The sequence below is a fragment of the Variovorax pasteuri genome (assembly GCF_051216435.1).
Classification (GTDB): Bacteria; Pseudomonadota; Gammaproteobacteria; order Burkholderiales; family Burkholderiaceae_C; genus Variovorax.
In genome coordinates this window covers 161,924-177,050 of record NZ_JBPJZS010000006.1, presented here as the reverse complement: position 1 = coordinate 177,050, position 15,127 = coordinate 161,924, and the positions used below count along the sequence as shown (strand labels likewise).

Here is a 15,127-nt window from a genome sequence, read left to right as displayed (position 1 = left end):
GACGAGATTCCGATGAAAGCCAGTTTCCTCTCCGACAACCCCTGGGCACCGCGCCTGGGCCGCGTGCTTCTGACCGTGGCTGTGGTGGCCGCGGCCGTGTGGGCGGGCCTTCGCCTGTGGGACCACTACGAGCTCGCGCCCTGGACGCGCGACGGCCGCGTGCGCGCCAACGTCGTGCAGATCGCGCCCGACGTGTCGGGCCTGGTCACCTCCGTGCCCATCCGCGACAACCAGTCGGTGGCCGCCGGCACGCTGCTGTTCGAGGTGGACCGCGCGCGCTACGACCTGGCCGTGCGCCAGGCGCAGGCCGCGCTCTCCGCGCAGCGCGCCATGGCCGCCCAGGTGCAGCGCGAGAACGCGCGCAACGTGGGCCTGAGCGACCTCATCTCCAAGGAGTCGCGCGAGCAGACCCGCTCGCGCGTCGAGCAGATGCAGGCCGCCGTCGCGCAGGCCGAAGTGGCGCTCGACTCGGCCCGCCTCAACCTGCAGCGCGCCGAAGTGCGCGCGCCCACCGCCGGCCTGGTCACCAACCTCGACCTGCGCCAGGGCAGCTACGCCGCGGCGGGCCGCCCGGTGCTCGCGCTGGTCGATGCGCAGTCGTTCTACGTCGAGGGCTACTTCGAGGAAACCAAGCTGCCGCGCATCCACCTCGGCGACCGCGTGCGCGTGACGCCCATGGGCGGCGGCGCGGTGCTCGAAGGCGCGGTCGACAGCGTGGCCGCCGGCATTGCCGACCACGACCGCTCCACCAGCGCCAACCTGCTGCCCAGCGTGAACCCCACCTTCAACTGGGTGCGCCTGGCGCAGCGCATTCCGGTGCGCATCAAGCTCGACCCGCTGCCGCAGGGCGCGCGCCTCGTGTCGGGCCAGACGGTCACGGTGCAGGTGCTGGACAACAAGACCGCGCAGAGCAGGACGGCCGCCGAGCCTGCTGCTGAACCCGCCTCGGCGGCACCGCAGAAGGGATGAACACCATGACGACCCGCTTCGTCTTTCGCATCGCGACGCTGGCCGCCGCGGCCGCGCTCGCGGCCTGCGCGGCGGTCGGCCCCGACTACAAGCAGCCGCCCGAAGCCGTGGCCAGCCAGAGCGCCGCCGGCAAGCCTTTCGCGGGTACCGCCGCGGGCTCGCCCGCCAGCGCCGCGCCGCTGCCCGCCCACTGGTGGCGCCTGTACCACGACCCGCTGCTCGACCGCCTCGTGGAGCAGGCGCTGGCCCACAACACCGACCTGCGCCAGGCCGTGGCCAACCTGGAGCGCGAGCGCGCCATCGACGACGAAGTGGCCGGCGGCAAGTACCCCACCCTCGGCGTGAGCGGCGGGCCGTCGTTCGGCCACCAGTCGGGCATCCAGCTGCTGCAGCGCGGCTACGAGCCGCCGAGTACCTTCAACTACAGCCTGGGCGCCTCGCTGTCGTACCAGGTCGACCTGTTCGGCCAGCTGCGCCGCGCCATCGAGGCCTCCGCCGCGAACACCGAGGCCGCCGAAGCCGCGCTCGACCTGGTGCGCGTGAACGTCGCCGCCGGCACCGCGCGTGCCTACGCCGAAGCCTGCTCCACCGGCCTGCGCCTGGAGATCGCGCAGAAGTCCGTCAGCCTGCAGAAAGACGCGGTGAACGTCACCGAGCGCCTGCAGAACGCCGGGCGCGCGGGCGCCATCGACGCGGGCCGCGCACGCGCGCAGCTGCAGTCGCTCAACGCCGCGCTGCCGCCGCTGCAGGCCAGCCGCCAGGCCGCGCTGTACCGCCTGGCCACGCTCACCGGCGCACTGCCGCAGGACTTTCCGCGCGAAGTGGCGAGCTGCACCACGCCGCCGCGCGTGGCCGGCGTGCTGCCCGTGGGCGACGGCGCGCAGTTGCTGCGCCGCCGGCCCGACATCCGCCAGGCCGAGCGCACGCTGGCCGCGTCCACCGCGCGCATCGGCGTGGCCACGGCCGACCTGTACCCGCACGTCTCGATCGGCCTGTCGGCGATGTCGGCCAGCACCGCCGCCGATTTCGGCCGCAAGGACAGCATGAGCTACAGCCTCGGCCCGCTGATCTCGTGGACGATTCCGAACACCGGCGTGGTCCAGTCGCGCATCGCACAGGCCGAGGCCGGCACCCGCGGCGCGCTTGCCAAGTTCGACGGCACCGTGCTCACGGCGCTGCGCGAGACCGAGACCGCGCTGGGCGCCTACGCCCGCGAACTCGACCGACGCGCCGCGCTCGAAGCCTCGCGCGACCAGAGCGCCATCGTGGCGCGCCAGGCCCGTCAGCTCTACCAGAACGGCCGCACCGGCTACCTCGATTCGCTCGACGCCGAGCGCGCGCTGGCCGCGAGCGAATCCGCGCTGGCCGCCAGCGAGGCGCAGCTGTCCGACGACCAGGTCATGCTTTTCATGGCACTGGGCGGCGGCTGGGAGCCCGACGATACGAACCTTGCGCAAGGCGCCGACCCGTCCCGCGCGAGCACCACCAAGCAATGACCGCCACCGTCACCTCCGCGCCGCAGCGCCGCCCCCACGCGCCGCTGTGGCTGCTGGCGCTGGTCACCTTCAGCGGCACGCTGGCCATGCACATCTTCGTGCCCGCGCTGCCCATTGCCGCGAAGAACCTGGGCGCCGGCATGGGCGCCATGCAGATGACGGTGAGCCTCTACATCTTCGGGCTCGCGGTGGGGCAGCTGGTGTACGGCCCGCTGGCCGACCGCTACGGGCGGCGGCCGGTGCTGCTGTTCGGGCTGGGGCTCTATTGCGTGTCGGGCCTGGCCGCCGCCATGGCGCCCGAGGTGAATTCGCTCATCGCCGCGCGGCTGTTCCAGGCCATCGGCGGCTGCGCGGGCCTGGTTCTGGGCCGCAGCATCGTGCGCGACACCGCCGAGCCGCAGGAGGCCACGCGCCGCCTCGCGCTGATGAACCTCATGGTCACCGTCGGCCCCAGCCTCGCGCCGCTCATCGGTGGCGCACTGGCCACCACGCTGGGCTGGCGCTCGATCTTCTATGCGCTGTTCGGCCTGGGCGTGGTCGGCTTCCTGTTCACCTGGCGCCTGATGCCCGAGACCGGCGCGCCCGGCGCGGCCGTCAATGCGCGCGACCTGGCGCGCAACTACAAAAAGCTGCTGGCCTCGCCGGCGTTCCTGGGCTTTTCCATCGGCGGAGGCTGCGCCACCACGTCGATGTATGCCTTCATCGCGTCGGCGCCCTTCATCTTCGTGGACCAGCTGCACCGGCCTGCGCACGAGGCGGGCATCTACCTCGCCATCCTGGTGTCGGGCGTGTGGCTGGGCAGCTTTCTCACCAGCCACCTGATCTCGCGCGTGCGCGTCGACCGGCTCATGGTCCGCTCGAACGCATTGAGCGTGGCCGCAGCCTTCGTGCTGCTGGGCGCGGCGCTCACCGGGCACCTGTCGGTGCCGCTCATCGTCGCCAGCATGTTCCTGTTCACGGTCGGCTGCGGCATGGCTTCGCCGGCCGCGCTGACGCAGGCGATCAGCGTGAACCCGCAGGTCATCGGCTCGGCCTCGGGCCTGTACGGCTTCACGCAGATGGCCGTGGGCGCGCTGTGCACCGCGCTGGCCGGCATGGGCCACCGCAACCCGGCGCTGGCCTCGGCCATCGTGCTGGCGGGGGCGGGCATCGTGGCGCAACTGTCGTTCGCGGTGGCGCTGCGCACGCAAAGGCGCATGGACGCCCTCAGCGCCTGAGGTGCTGATGCGCCTTGCACGCCTGAGGTGCTGACGCGCCCTCAGCGCCCGAGGTGCTGACGCACTCTCAACGCGTGAAGAGCCAGCCGCCCTTCGGCTGGCGCGTCAGCTCGTGCCGCTTCACGGCGCGTTCCTCGCCGTCGTCGCCCACGTAGACCACCTCGAAGCGCAGCAGCTTCGGCGTCACCATCTTCCAGTTCTGGATGCGCTGCACCGTCACGCAGGCGGTCTTGTCGTGGTACTGCATCTCCGACATCGGCCCGCCCTGGAAGCCCGTGCCGTCGAACAGCCGCCCGGGCGCCGCGAAGGGACTGAGCACCGCGCCGTTGCGAGCGGTGATGCAGCCCTCGGTGCGCACGAACGACTCGATGGTCGGCGATGCGCTGCGCAGCACCTTGTCGACCGCGGGGCTCGGCGGCTTGCCGCCCAGGGCCTCGCGGATGCGCTCCACCTGCGCCTCGGTGATGGGCGCCAGGCCGTCCCGGGTGACCACGGGCGGGGGCGGCGTGGACGGTGCGGGCGGCGGGGTGGGCTCGAAGAGCGGAAAGAACGAGCAGCCCGTTACCAGGGCCAGGGGCATGGAGCAGGCGAGGGCAGCGCGTAGATGCATCGTTGTTGTCGTCCCTTGTCAGAAAAATCGAAAAGCCCCACGAGCCCGAGGGGCCCGAGGAGCCCGAAAGCGCACCTAACGAGCCCGAAGATTTTCAGAAGCGCTCGTCGGGCGCCAGGTAGCGCCACTGGCCGGGCTGCAGCCCCGCCAGCGGCACGCGTCCGATGCGGATGCGCCGCATCGCCAGGATGCGCAGCTCCACGTTGTCGCAGATGTGCGCAATCTGCCCCGGCTGCGCGCCCTTCAGCGCAAAGCGCAGGCCGGTCTGTTCGTCGCTCTGGCGGCCGATGCTCACGCGAGCGGGCGAGCGCTCCAGCCGCGCCAGTGTCTCGGGGCTCACCTGGCCTGCCACGTCCACCATCACCTCGTGTTCGAGGATGCCCGCGTCTTCCTGCAGCTTGCGTTCGATGCGGAACTCCTGCGTGTACGCCACCAGGCCGCTGGCGCCGGTTTCCAGCGGCGTCATGCAGCGCTGCCCCTTGGTGTGCACCGCCAGGAATCGCTGGCCGGCGCGTTCGGGTTCGTGGTGGTTCGCGGCCACCAGCAGGCGGTGTGCGTTGTCGGTCGGCATGCCTGCAGGCTTGTACAGCAGCAATGTGACAGGCACGATGGGCTCGGGCTTCGCACCCGCGGCAATCTCGACCTGCTGGTGCGCCAGCACGCGCGACTGCGGCAGCATCTGCTGCACGCCGTCCACGCGCACCGCGCCGTTCTCGATCAGCAGTTCGGCTTCGCGGCGCGACACGCCGGCCAACGCGGCCACGCGCTTGGCCAGGCGGATGCCTTCGTCGGCGCCGTCGTTCCGGGGGGAGTTGTTGTGGTCGTTCTTGTTCATCAAGTTGCAGTCAGTTGCCGGATGCGCGCCACATGCGCAGCCAGCGAGCGGGCGGCCACCGGCCACATGCGCTCGGGCACATCGTCGTAGGCGATGGGCAGCCATTGTTCGGGCGTGCCGTCGGGCAGCTTGCGCATGGCCGCGGCAATCTTGGCTTCGCGCTTCAGGCGGTGCGCCTTCAGCATGCCGATGGCGGTGCGCGCGGTGCCGATCACGTAGCCGTGCGCGGGCAAGATGAATTCGACGTGCCCCGCCTCGCAGGCCGCGTCGAGCGTGTCCAGCGAATCGAGGTAGGCCGTCATGTCGCCGTCGGGCGGGTCGACCACCGTGGTGCTGCCGTTGAGGATGTGGTCGCCGGAGAACAGAAGGCCGTCTTCCTCTAGCACCAGGCACAGGTGGTTGGCCGCGTGGCCGGGGGTGTGGATCACGCGCAGGGTGTGGGTCAGCGGGTTGCCTTCCGGCGCGGTGCCCGACAGCACCAGCCGCTCGCCGTCCCGCAGTTCGCGCTCGGCGACGAAGCGCGCGGACGAGCGCGCGGTCGGCGCGGACGACAGGCCCAGGATCGGCGGCTTCGTGTCCTTGCACAGCGCCTGCAGCGGCGCCGCGCCCGGCGAGTGGTCGGCATGCGAATGCGTGCACACGATCATGCGCACGTCGCCGTGCGTGGCGCGCCACAGCCGGCCGATGTGGTCGAAGTCGTTCGGGCCCGGGTCGATCACGATGTAGCCCGTGGCCGCATCGCCCACGATGTAGGTGTTGGTGCCCGGCCCGGTCATGGCGCTCGGGTTGGGCGCGGTGAGGCGCATCACGTTCTTCAGCAGCGGCACCGGCTGCTCGCTTTGCCAGTCGAGCGTGTGCAGCATCTGGCCGTCGGGGCACACCAGCGCGAGCTCGCCGAAGGGCTGCTCGTGCTCCATGTAGCGCACGTCCTGGCCTTTCAGCAGGCCGCCGCGCGGGCAGCTGGTCCACAGCGGCCTCTCGCCTGCGCCGCCGGCGCCGCCGGGCGCGCAGGCCGCGAGCACCGAATCGACCGTGGTGTACGCCGCCATGCGCTGCAGCGTGCGCACAGTCGGGAAGATCATGAAGAAGGTGCCTGCCGCATGGCGCGCGAGCGCGTCGGCCGGACGCACCCAGCAGGGCTCGAACTGTTCGCTTTCGTCGGCCGAGGGCACCTGGCCTTCGGGCATGCGCGCGACCAGGAAGGGCACGTCGAAGCGTCGGGGCAGGTCGCGGTCGGTGATCCAGTGCGCGAAGGTGAACACCTGGTCCGAATCGAGCACCAGGCCGCGTGCCGCGCACTGGTCGGCGAAGGCGGTGCCCGCGGTGTCGTTGCGGTCCATCGCGGCGATGTCGTCGGCGCTCACGGGGCCGCCGTCGGCATGGCGCGCGAGCAGCACGCCCAGCTCTTCGAAGGCCTCGCGAATGGCCGCGATGGCCTGCGTGCGCTGCACGCGGCTTTGCGTGGAGCGGCGCGTGGCGATGCGCTTGGCGGCTTCGTCGGCCGCGTCGATGTGGCCACCGGGAAATACATAGGCGCCGGGTGCGAAGCTGGCAGTGGCCGAGCGGCGCGTCATGAGCACTTCGAAGCCGGCGTCGGTGTCGCGCAGCAGCAGCACGGTGGCGGCTGCGCGCACCGTCGCGGGCTCGCGATGGGGGTGTAGTTGTTGGGTGGGACGGACCATGGGGAGATTATGGGGAGCGGGCGCGGTACGTGCTTGAAACGGCGGGCCGCGTGCATAAGCTCATGGGGAAACGGGCATGAGCCGCGCTCCACAATTCGCCCTTTCGCGATTTGCACCGCCTGCTCCGAAGGAAGACTGACATGGCCTATTCTCGTTCCTCTCCTTTTGCCCATTGGGCCCATTGGGCCCGTTGCGCAGGTCTTGCCCGCCGCGCCGTGCTGCTTGCCGCGGCATCGCTCGCTGTTCCGGCTGCCTTCGCGCAGCAAGACTGGCCCCAGCAACCCGTCACGCTGATCATGGGCTTCCCGGCCGGCTCGGGCGTCGACGTGGTGGCCCGCGCCATCCAGGAGCCGCTGTCGAAGCAGCTGGGCCGCCCGGTCATCATCGACTACAAGTCGGGCGCTGCCGGCAACATCGCCAGCGACTACGTGGCCCACGCCAAGCCCGACGGCTACGCGCTCGCGTTCGGCACCGCCGCCACGCATGGCAGCAACGCCGCGCTGTACAAGAAGCTGCCCTTCGACGTGGAGGCCGACTTCATCGCGGTGGCGCCGGTGCTCGACGTGTCGAACGTGCTCACCGTCAATCCGGACGTGATCAACGTCAAGACCTTGAAGGAATTCGTCGAGCTGGTCAAGGCCAACCCGGGCAAGTACAACTATGCGTCTACAGGCAATGGCGCGGGCACGCACATGGCGTTTGCCGAGTTCAACTCGCGCCTGGGGCTGACCATGGTGCACGTGCCCTACAAGGGCGGCCCGGAGGCCATCACCTCGGTGGTGCGCGGCGAGACCTGCTGCATCATGAACCAGGTGCAAACGGTGCTGCCGCACTACAAGGCGGGCAAGGTGCGGCTGCTGGGTGTGACCACCGCCGCCGCGGTGCCGGCCGTGAAAGAGGTGCCGACCATCGCCTCCAGCGGCCTGCCGGGCACCAAGGGTTTCGACAGCTCGATCTGGTTCGGCATCTTCGCGCCCAAGGGCACCGACCCGCAGATCGTCGACAAGCTAAATGCCGCCGTGAAGGCGGTGCTGGAAACACCCGAGATCCGCGAGCGCTTCGAGAGCCAGGGCAACACGGTGCGCATCGAGACGCCTGCACAGTTCAAGAAGACCGTGCACGACAACCGGGTGAAGTGGGCCGAGGTCGCCAAGGCGGCGAACATCAGCATCGACTGATTTCCGGCGCCGTTGTTCGGGGCCGGTGCACAGGCCGTCGCCAGGGCTACAGCGTCTTCGTCAACGTCAGGATGAAGCGCGCCTTGTTGGGCGAGTAAGTCTGGCGGCCGAAAGCGCCGAACCCCAGGTCCACACCGGGGTTGCTCACCGCAAGATAAGCGCTCTGCTTGTTCGCACCTTGCACCGACCCGGCCAGAGACAGGCCGTTGCCGAAGTCGTACGACGCACCGACGTTGTAGTCGACATAGCTCTTGTAGCCCAGGCTGCGGATGTCGCTCGACATGTTCGTGTAGCCCACCGCCGCCTTCAGCGTGACCTTGGGAAGAATCTCCTTGCTGTACGCCAGGTTCAGGTAACCGGTGTTCGTGCCCTTCAGGCCCGAGCCGGCCTTGTTGCCCGCGTAGCCGAAGTAGTCCTTCGACACCGTGTGCGAATACTTCAGCGTGAACGAGCCGATGGCCTCGTCGGTGTAGCCCGCGCTGCCGTACAGCTCCGTGGTGTTGCCCGACGAGTTGCCCGGGTAGATGTAGGTGAGCGCGCCCACGTCCATGTCGAACGGGCCGGCCTTGAACTTGTAGCCGCCGTAGATGTCGCTCTCCAGGCTGTTGCCCTTGAGCCAGTTGACGCTCGAATTCCAGTTGCCCACGTAGAAGCCGCTGTCGCCGAAGGCGTAGTCGAAGCCACCCTGAATAGCGGGCTTGAAGGCGCTCGTCTTCGCGTAGTCGTTCTTGCCCAGCATGTCCTGGTCCTGGCCGCGGAACTTGTAGTTGGTGGTGAGCGCCACGTTGCCCGTGAGCTGCGCGTTCGCGAGCATCGGCAGGGCGGCGAGGGTGGGGAGAACGAGCACCGGCAAGGCGATGCGAAGAAGGTGTTTCATCGAAAGAATTCGCTAACGGATGGAGGAGCCGGCAGCGTAGGAGCGAGCGTCTAAAAGCCGCGTAAAAATCGAAGGCTTCGGCGCAAAAGTTTTGCCTCGGGCATCGTCATCGCGATGACGCCGGCCACCACGCACGCCAGCCCGGCCCACGCCGTGGCCGCCATCGTCTCGCCCAGGAACACCACGCCGATCATCACGCCGATGGGCACGCGCAGATAAGCCTGCGCAGCGGTGGACATCGGCCCCAGCGTCCTGATGAGCCGGAAGTAGATCGTGAAGGCCAGCGCCGTCGACAGCACCGCCAGCGCCAGCACCGCCAGCATCGATTCGGCCGAAGGAGACAGCGTCCAGGGCCTGTCGATCAGCAGGCTCGCGGGCAGCAGCATCGCCGCCCCGCTCAGCAGCGAGCCGGCCGCCGGCACCATCGGGTCCAGCCCCTTGAACACGCGGCCGAACATCGCGGCGCAGCCGTAGCAGACGGCGGCCACCACCAGCCCGAGCTGCGCGAGCAGCGAATGCCCGAGGCCGTTCAGCGCCTCGAAGCCCACGATCAGGCAGATGCCCGCCAGCCCCGCGCCCACGCCGAACAACCGGCGCAGCGTGGGCTTCTCCGAGCCGCCCACGCCCAGCCCCAGCAGGAAGATGAAGATCGGCGAGGTCGAGTTGAGGATGGTCGCCAGCCCCGCATCGACGCTGCGTTCGGCCCACGCGATGAGCGTGAACGGCAGCACGCTGTTCAGGCAGGCCTGCAGCACGAAGCGCCGCCATGTGGCAGCGTCCCTGGGCAGGCGCACGCCGCGCATGCGCAGCACCGCGAGCAGCAGCAGGCCTGCGACAAGGGTGCGTGCCGCGATCAGCGTGACGGGCGGAATCGTCGCCACGCCGATCTTGATGAAGGTGTACGAAGCGCCCCAGCAGGTCGCGAGTACCGCGAGCAGCGCCCATTCGAGGGCGGGGGCGTGGGGTTTGCCTGAAGCGGCGAGAGGGGTGGTGTGCATGGTGCGCCGATCTTCGCGAGACCGGCCCGCCGACACTTCGCCGCAGAGCGAAACGTGCAGGCTCTGCCGGCCTTCGCAGATGCAGGCTTTGCCGGCCTTCGAAGATGCAGGCTTCGCCTGCGTGCGAAACCTGAACGCCTCAGTGGCTGTGATCGTGCCCGTGGCTGCGTGCCGGCGCACTGCCGTTCAACAGCGCGGCCAGGTCCACCTCCTGCTCGGCCGCCGCGCCGGCAATCACGCGCTGCTCCAGTTCGTCGAGGTGTTCCAGCGCCATCGCGAGGGCCTTGTCCAGCGACTTGCCGGTGAGCGCTTCGATGATCTGTTCATGCTCGCGCGGCGCGCAGCTCGCGGCCTCGGCCGAGTCGTACAGCGCCTTGTACAGCTCGGTGTTCGAAATCAGCCGCTGGATGTACGACAGCAGCTCGTCGCTGCCCGCCATCTGCGCCAGCAGCAGGTGGAAGTCGCCCGCCAGGCGAATGGAGTCTTCGCGCCGCCCTTCCTTGAACGCCTTCTGCTCCGCCTGCACGTGCTTGCGCAGCGCGGCCACCTGCTCGCGCGCGAGCTGCCCGAACAGCGTGGTGATGAGCCCGGCCTCCACGATGCGCCGCGCGCGGTAGATGCCGCGCATGTCCGCTATCGACGGGTTGGGCACGAAGGCGCCGCGGTTGTGCTCCAGCACCAGCCGCTTTTCAGACCCCAGCCGCGCCAGCGCCTTGCGCACCGCGCCGCGCGTGCAGCCCAGCGCCTCGGCCAGGGCGCGCTCGCGCAGCGGCGTGCCGGGGCGCAGCTTGCCGCTCAGCAGGGCCTTGGAGACCGCGGCGTAGACGCGCTCGTCCACGTTCGCGTCGTCGGCGTCCGAGGGCTGCGGCGGTTCGGCGGGGGCGGGGGTTTTGCGTGCGGTGGAAGGCATAGGCGTGGCGATTATTGCCCGCGCCCTGTCGCCTCCGGGAAATCCCCCGGATTGACGCAGGCGGCTCGGCTCCGTACCATTTGCCACGTTTGGTTAACCAAAACAAATATGTATGGTCAACCAAAATAGGATTCAACTCTCAACCAAACCCGGAATCGAGGCTCCCCGATGAAATCCGTCAAATGGCTGGCCGCGCTGCCCGTCGTCGCTTTTTTCAGCGGCGGGTGGCTCTCGTCCGTCGCGCCCACCTTCGTGCTCGGCATGCCCTTCCTGATGGTGTGGAACGTCAGCTGGCTGGTGCTGACCTCGCTGATCATGGTGGTCATCGACCGCGCCGAAGGCGACATCGACGCACCCGCAGCGGGAGGCACGCAATGAACGCCGCGCTGGCAGTGATTGCGCTGTTCGTCATCGGCGCGCTCGGCCTCGCGGTGCTCGCGCGGCGCGGGCGCACCATGAGCCTGGAGCAATGGGCGCTGGGCGGGCGCGGGCTGGGCGCCATCATGGTGTTCCTGCTGATGGCGGGCGAGTCGTTCTCCACCTTCACCTTCCTGGGCGCGAGCGGCTGGTCGTACAGCAAGGGCACGCCGGCCTTCTACATCCTGGCCTACGGCGGGCTGGCCTACCTCATGGCCTTCTGGATGCTGCCTGCCGTGTGGCGCTACGCCACCAAGCACAAGCTGGTGTCGTTCTCGGACTTCTTCGCGCACAAGTACAACAGCCGCCCGCTCGGCGTGCTGGTGTCCGTCGTGGCGCTCATGGGCATGGTGGCGCTGCTGACCATCCAGCTGCGCGGCCTGGGCATCATCGTGTCGGAAGCCTCGTACGGCACCATCGCGCCGCAGGTGGCCATCTGGATCGGCACCGTGGTCATGGTGAGCTACATCCTGTTCTCGGGCATCCACGGCTCGGCCAGCATCGCCATCGTGAAGGACGTGCTCATCCTCGCGCTCGCGGTGTTCCTCGGCATCTACCTGCCGTGGCACTACTACGGCGGCGTCACGCCCATGTTCACGGCCATCCATGCCGCCAACCCGAGCTTCTTCGAGTTCCCCAAGGAGGGCCTGAACCTCACCTGGTACAACTCGACCGTGCTGCTCACGGCGCTGGGCTACTACCTGTACCCGTTCAACCTCACCTCGGTGTACGCGGCCAAGAGCGCGAGCGCGGTGCGCCGCAACACCATCCTGATGCCGCTGTACCAGGTGGTCATCGCCTTCCTGTTCCTGGTGGGCTTCGCGGCCATCCTGCAGGTGCCGGGCTTGAAGGGCTCCGAGGTCGACCTGGCCCTGTTCGGCCTGGTGAAGCACACCTTCGACCCCTGGTTCGTCGGCGTCATCGGCGGCACGGGCGTGCTCACGGCGCTGGTGCCGGGCTCGATGATCTTGCTGACCGCATCGACCGTGATCGGCAAGAACGTCTACAAGGAAGGCTTCGCCCACAACGCGACCGACAAGCAGGTGTCGCGCGTGGCACGCGGCGTGCTGCCGCTGTTCGCGCTGGTGGCGGTGTACTTCGTGCTGCGCGGCGGCACCACCATCGTGGCCGTGGCCATCTTCGCGTCCAGCCTGCTCACGCAGCTGTTGCCCTCGCTGCTGTTCAGCCTCATGAAGAGGCCGTTCGGCAACAAGCACGCGGCCTTCGCGGGCATCCTGGCGGGCGGCGCGGTGCTGGGTTTCATGATGACGACGGGCTCGAACCTGGGTACGCTGTTCCCCGCGGCGCCGGTGGTGTTCAAGTCGCTCAACACCGGGCTGGTGGCGCTGGCGACCAATGCGCTGGTGTTCGTGATCGTTGCGCTGTTCACGGCGCGCATCGTGCCGCGCACCGTTTCCGCACAACCGGCCTGATTCGACGCCTGATGTCCCTGAAAGAACACAACCCATGTCCTCGCTCCTGATCCGCAACGTGCGCCCCATGGGCGGTGCCGCCACCGACGTGCGCGTGCACGACGGCCGCATCGCCGAGCTGGGCGCGGGGCTGGCCGCGCCCGCCGGCGCCGCCGTCGAAGACGGGCAGGGCGCCTTGCTGCTGCCCGGCCTGGTCGAAGGCCACACCCACCTCGACAAGACCCTGTGGGGCATGGACTGGTACCGCAACGAGGTCGGAACCAACCTCACCGACAAGATCGACAACGAGCGCGCCTTCCGCCACGCCAGCGGCCACGACGCCGCCGTGCAGTCGCTGGTGCTGGCCAAGGCCTTTCTCGCGCTGGGCACCACGCGGCTGCGCACGCACGTCGACGTCGACACGCAGGCCGGCCTGCGCCACCTCGAAGGCACGCTGCGCACGCGCGAGGCGTTGCGCGAGGTGCAGCAGATACAGGTCGTGGCCTTTCCGCAGTCGGGCCTGCTGGGCCGGCCCGGCACGGCCGAGCTGCTCGATGCGTCGCTCGCCATGGGCGCCGACGTGCTCGGCGGCCTCGACCCCTGCGCCATTGACGGCGACCCGGTGAAGTCGCTCGACGTGCTGTTCGGCATCGCCCACAAGCACCAGCGCCCGCTGGACATCCACCTGCACGAGCCCGGTGCCATGGGCGCGTTTTCGCTTGACCTGATCCTGCAGCGCACCGAGGCGCTGGGCATGCAGGGCCAGGTGGCGATCAGCCACGGCTTCTGTCTGGGCGACGTGAGCGAACGCGAGCGCGAAGCGCTGCTCGCGCGCATGGCGAAGCTGGGCGTGGTGCTCATCACCAGCGCGCCGCCTTCGCGCAGCGTGCCGCCGCTCATGGCCTGCCGCCAGGCCGGCGTGACCGTGCTCGGCGGCAACGACGGCATCCGCGACACCTGGTCGCCGTACGGCAACCCCGACATGCTCGAGCGCGCCATGATCATCGGCCTGCGCTACAACCTGCGCCGCGACGACGAGATCGAAGTGGCGCTGGACACCGTCACGCACTCCGGCGCGCGCGGCTGCGGCTTCGAGGCCTACGGGCTGGTGCCCGGCAACCGCGCCGACCTGGTGCTGCTCGACGCGCAGACCGTCGCGCAGGCCGTGGTGTCGCGCCCCGTGCGCCGGCTGGTGGTGTCGGGCGGGCGCATCGTGGCGCGCAACGGTGTGCTGCAGGCGGACGTGGCCGCCTTGTGAGCGCCAGAAGCAGCCGTGATGGCGGCATGGCCTTCGCCGTCGTCATCGTGCTGGTGGCGCTGAACCTGCGCGCCTTTCTCACGTCGAGCAGCCCGCTGCTGGCGGCCATTCGGCAGGCCACGGGCATCAGCTTTCACGCCGTGGCCCTGCTCACGGTGCTGCCGATGTTCGCGATGGGCGCCATGTCGCTGTTCGGCGCGGCCGTGGGCCAGCGCATGGGTGCGCGTGCCGGCATTGCGGCCGGCCTGGCCGCCATCGCTGTCGCCTGCGCGAGCCGCTATGTGGCGGGTGGCGCAGCGGCCTTGCTGTGGAGCGCGGCGCTCGCGGGCGCGGGCGTCGGCCTCGTCCAGGCGCTGATGCCCGGCGTGGTCAAGCAGGCGTACCCGGCGCGCATCGGCGTGATGACGGGCCTGTACTCCGCCGCCATCATGGGCGGCGGCGGGCTCGGCGCCATGGCCAGCCCGTGGGTGGCGCATGCGTTCGGCGGCGCGCAGCCCGACTGGCATGCGGGCCTGGCCATCTGGGCCCTGCTCGCGACCTTCGCGCTGCTGTACTGGCTGAACATGCGGCGCATGCAGTTCACCGCCGATGCACCGCGACAGAACCTCTCGTGGCTGCGCTGCTTCGGCAACCGCCGCGCATGGCTGCTGGCCGTGTGCTTCGGCCTCATCAACGGCGGCTACACCAGCCTGGTCGCATGGCTGCCGCACTTCTATGCCCAGCAGGGCTGGAGCGCGCAGCAGGGCGGCTCGGTGCTCGCGCTGATGACGCTCGCGCAGGTGGTGGCCGCGCTGGCCATGCCCGCCGTCGCGCGCAGCCGGGGGCGCGACATGCGGCCCTGGCTGCTGCTCACGCTGCTTGCGCAGCTTGCGGGCTTTGCCGCGCTCACGTTCGAGGCGCCCGTGCCTGCACCGGCCATCGCCATCGTGCTGGGCTTCGGCCTGGGCGGCGCCTTTGCGCTGTGCATGGTGCTGGCGCTCGACCACCTGGGCGACCCCGCGCAGGCCGGCGCGCTCGCGGGCTTCATGCAGGGCGTGGGCTTCATGATTGCGGCGCTCGCGCCTTTCGTCACCGGCTGGGTGCGCGAGCACACGGGCGGCTTCACGCTCGCATGGGCGTACCTGGCGGTGGTGGTCGTGGTGCTGCTGCCGCTGATGCTGTGCTTCGACCCGCGCCGCTACGCTGCGGCCATGGCCGGGCTCTTCGCACCGCAGGCGCCCCATGCATTGCAACCGATCAACGCGCTCGACAGCGCAGGAAAGGCCTGA

General features: G+C 69.7%; 14 protein-coding genes. 8 read left to right on the top strand and 6 right to left on the bottom strand.

Going from position 1 to position 15,127, the window contains the following annotated elements; translation table 11 throughout:
* Positions 1–12 precede the first annotated feature (12 nt).
* From ACSFBM_RS22080 to ACSFBM_RS22070, 3 genes are read left to right on the top strand one after another with little or no spacing between them, the layout of a single operon-like run.
* On the top strand, positions 13–969 hold the full coding sequence (locus ACSFBM_RS22080) for an efflux RND transporter periplasmic adaptor subunit (RefSeq protein WP_435486277.1): 957 nt from the start codon (positions 13–15) through the stop codon (positions 967–969).
* Complete coding sequence (locus ACSFBM_RS22075) at positions 966–2,465, top strand: efflux transporter outer membrane subunit (protein WP_435486276.1); 1,500 nt, start codon at positions 966–968, stop codon at positions 2,463–2,465. Before ACSFBM_RS22080 ends, ACSFBM_RS22075 begins: the two co-directional genes overlap by 4 nt.
* Complete coding sequence (locus ACSFBM_RS22070; protein WP_435486275.1) at positions 2,462–3,682, top strand: multidrug effflux MFS transporter; 1,221 nt, start codon at positions 2,462–2,464, stop codon at positions 3,680–3,682. Before ACSFBM_RS22075 ends, ACSFBM_RS22070 begins: the two co-directional genes overlap by 4 nt.
* Before the next feature lie 67 nt (positions 3,683–3,749).
* On the opposite strand, the gene ACSFBM_RS22065 is transcribed toward ACSFBM_RS22070, so the two are convergent.
* The 3 genes from ACSFBM_RS22065 to ACSFBM_RS22055 form a co-directional block, all read right to left on the bottom strand.
* Positions 3,750–4,262: a hypothetical protein gene (locus ACSFBM_RS22065; RefSeq protein ID WP_435486274.1), complete on the bottom strand. Its 513-nt coding sequence runs from the start codon at positions 4,260–4,262 to the stop codon at positions 3,750–3,752.
* Between the two features lie 124 nt (positions 4,263–4,386).
* Positions 4,387–5,127, bottom strand: coding sequence for an RNA pseudouridine synthase (locus ACSFBM_RS22060; protein WP_435486273.1), 741 nt, complete (start codon positions 5,125–5,127; stop codon positions 4,387–4,389).
* Positions 5,127–6,809, bottom strand: a complete 1,683-nt coding sequence (locus ACSFBM_RS22055) for an MBL fold metallo-hydrolase (RefSeq protein WP_435486272.1) — start codon at positions 6,807–6,809, stop codon at positions 5,127–5,129. Before ACSFBM_RS22055 ends, ACSFBM_RS22060 begins: the two co-directional genes overlap by 1 nt.
* 140 nt (positions 6,810–6,949) lie before the next feature.
* On the opposite strand from ACSFBM_RS22055, the gene ACSFBM_RS22050 reads away from it, so the two are divergent.
* A complete protein-coding gene (locus tag ACSFBM_RS22050; RefSeq protein WP_435486271.1) occupies positions 6,950–7,987 on the top strand; it encodes a Bug family tripartite tricarboxylate transporter substrate binding protein in 1,038 nt (345 codons plus the stop codon).
* A 46-nt stretch (positions 7,988–8,033) separates the two neighbouring features.
* Here the strand turns inward: ACSFBM_RS22050 and ACSFBM_RS22045 are convergent, their stop codons facing one another.
* The 3 genes from ACSFBM_RS22045 to ACSFBM_RS22035 all read right to left on the bottom strand — a co-directional run bounded on the left by ACSFBM_RS22045 (position 8,034) and on the right by ACSFBM_RS22035 (position 10,772).
* Entirely contained in the window at positions 8,034–8,864 is an 831-nt protein-coding gene (locus tag ACSFBM_RS22045; protein ID WP_435486270.1) for a TorF family putative porin, read from the bottom strand.
* 50 nt (positions 8,865–8,914) lie between these two features.
* The gene (locus ACSFBM_RS22040; protein WP_435486269.1) at positions 8,915–9,862 is read right to left on the bottom strand and encodes a DMT family transporter; all 948 of its coding nucleotides are present in this window, start codon (positions 9,860–9,862) and stop codon (positions 8,915–8,917) included.
* Between the two features lie 139 nt (positions 9,863–10,001).
* A complete protein-coding gene (locus ACSFBM_RS22035) occupies positions 10,002–10,772 on the bottom strand; it encodes a GntR family transcriptional regulator (protein WP_435486268.1) in 771 nt (256 codons plus the stop codon).
* 168 nt (positions 10,773–10,940) lie between these two features.
* Between ACSFBM_RS22035 and ACSFBM_RS22030 the strand changes: the two genes are divergently transcribed.
* Genes ACSFBM_RS22030 through ACSFBM_RS22015 form a run of 4 tightly spaced genes read left to right on the top strand, consistent with a single transcriptional unit; the run spans position 10,941 to position 15,127 of the window.
* Positions 10,941–11,150, top strand: a complete 210-nt coding sequence (locus ACSFBM_RS22030; RefSeq protein ID WP_435438020.1) for a DUF3311 domain-containing protein — start codon at positions 10,941–10,943, stop codon at positions 11,148–11,150.
* Complete coding sequence (locus ACSFBM_RS22025; protein ID WP_435486267.1) at positions 11,147–12,622, top strand: sodium:solute symporter family protein; 1,476 nt, start codon at positions 11,147–11,149, stop codon at positions 12,620–12,622. The genes ACSFBM_RS22030 and ACSFBM_RS22025 overlap by 4 nt, the downstream gene beginning before the upstream one ends.
* A 34-nt stretch (positions 12,623–12,656) precedes the next feature.
* On the top strand, positions 12,657–13,859 hold the full coding sequence (locus tag ACSFBM_RS22020) for an amidohydrolase family protein (RefSeq protein ID WP_435486266.1): 1,203 nt from the start codon (positions 12,657–12,659) through the stop codon (positions 13,857–13,859).
* 26 nt (positions 13,860–13,885) lie between these two features.
* The gene (locus tag ACSFBM_RS22015; RefSeq protein ID WP_435486265.1) at positions 13,886–15,127 is read left to right on the top strand and encodes a cyanate transporter; all 1,242 of its coding nucleotides are present in this window, start codon (positions 13,886–13,888) and stop codon (positions 15,125–15,127) included.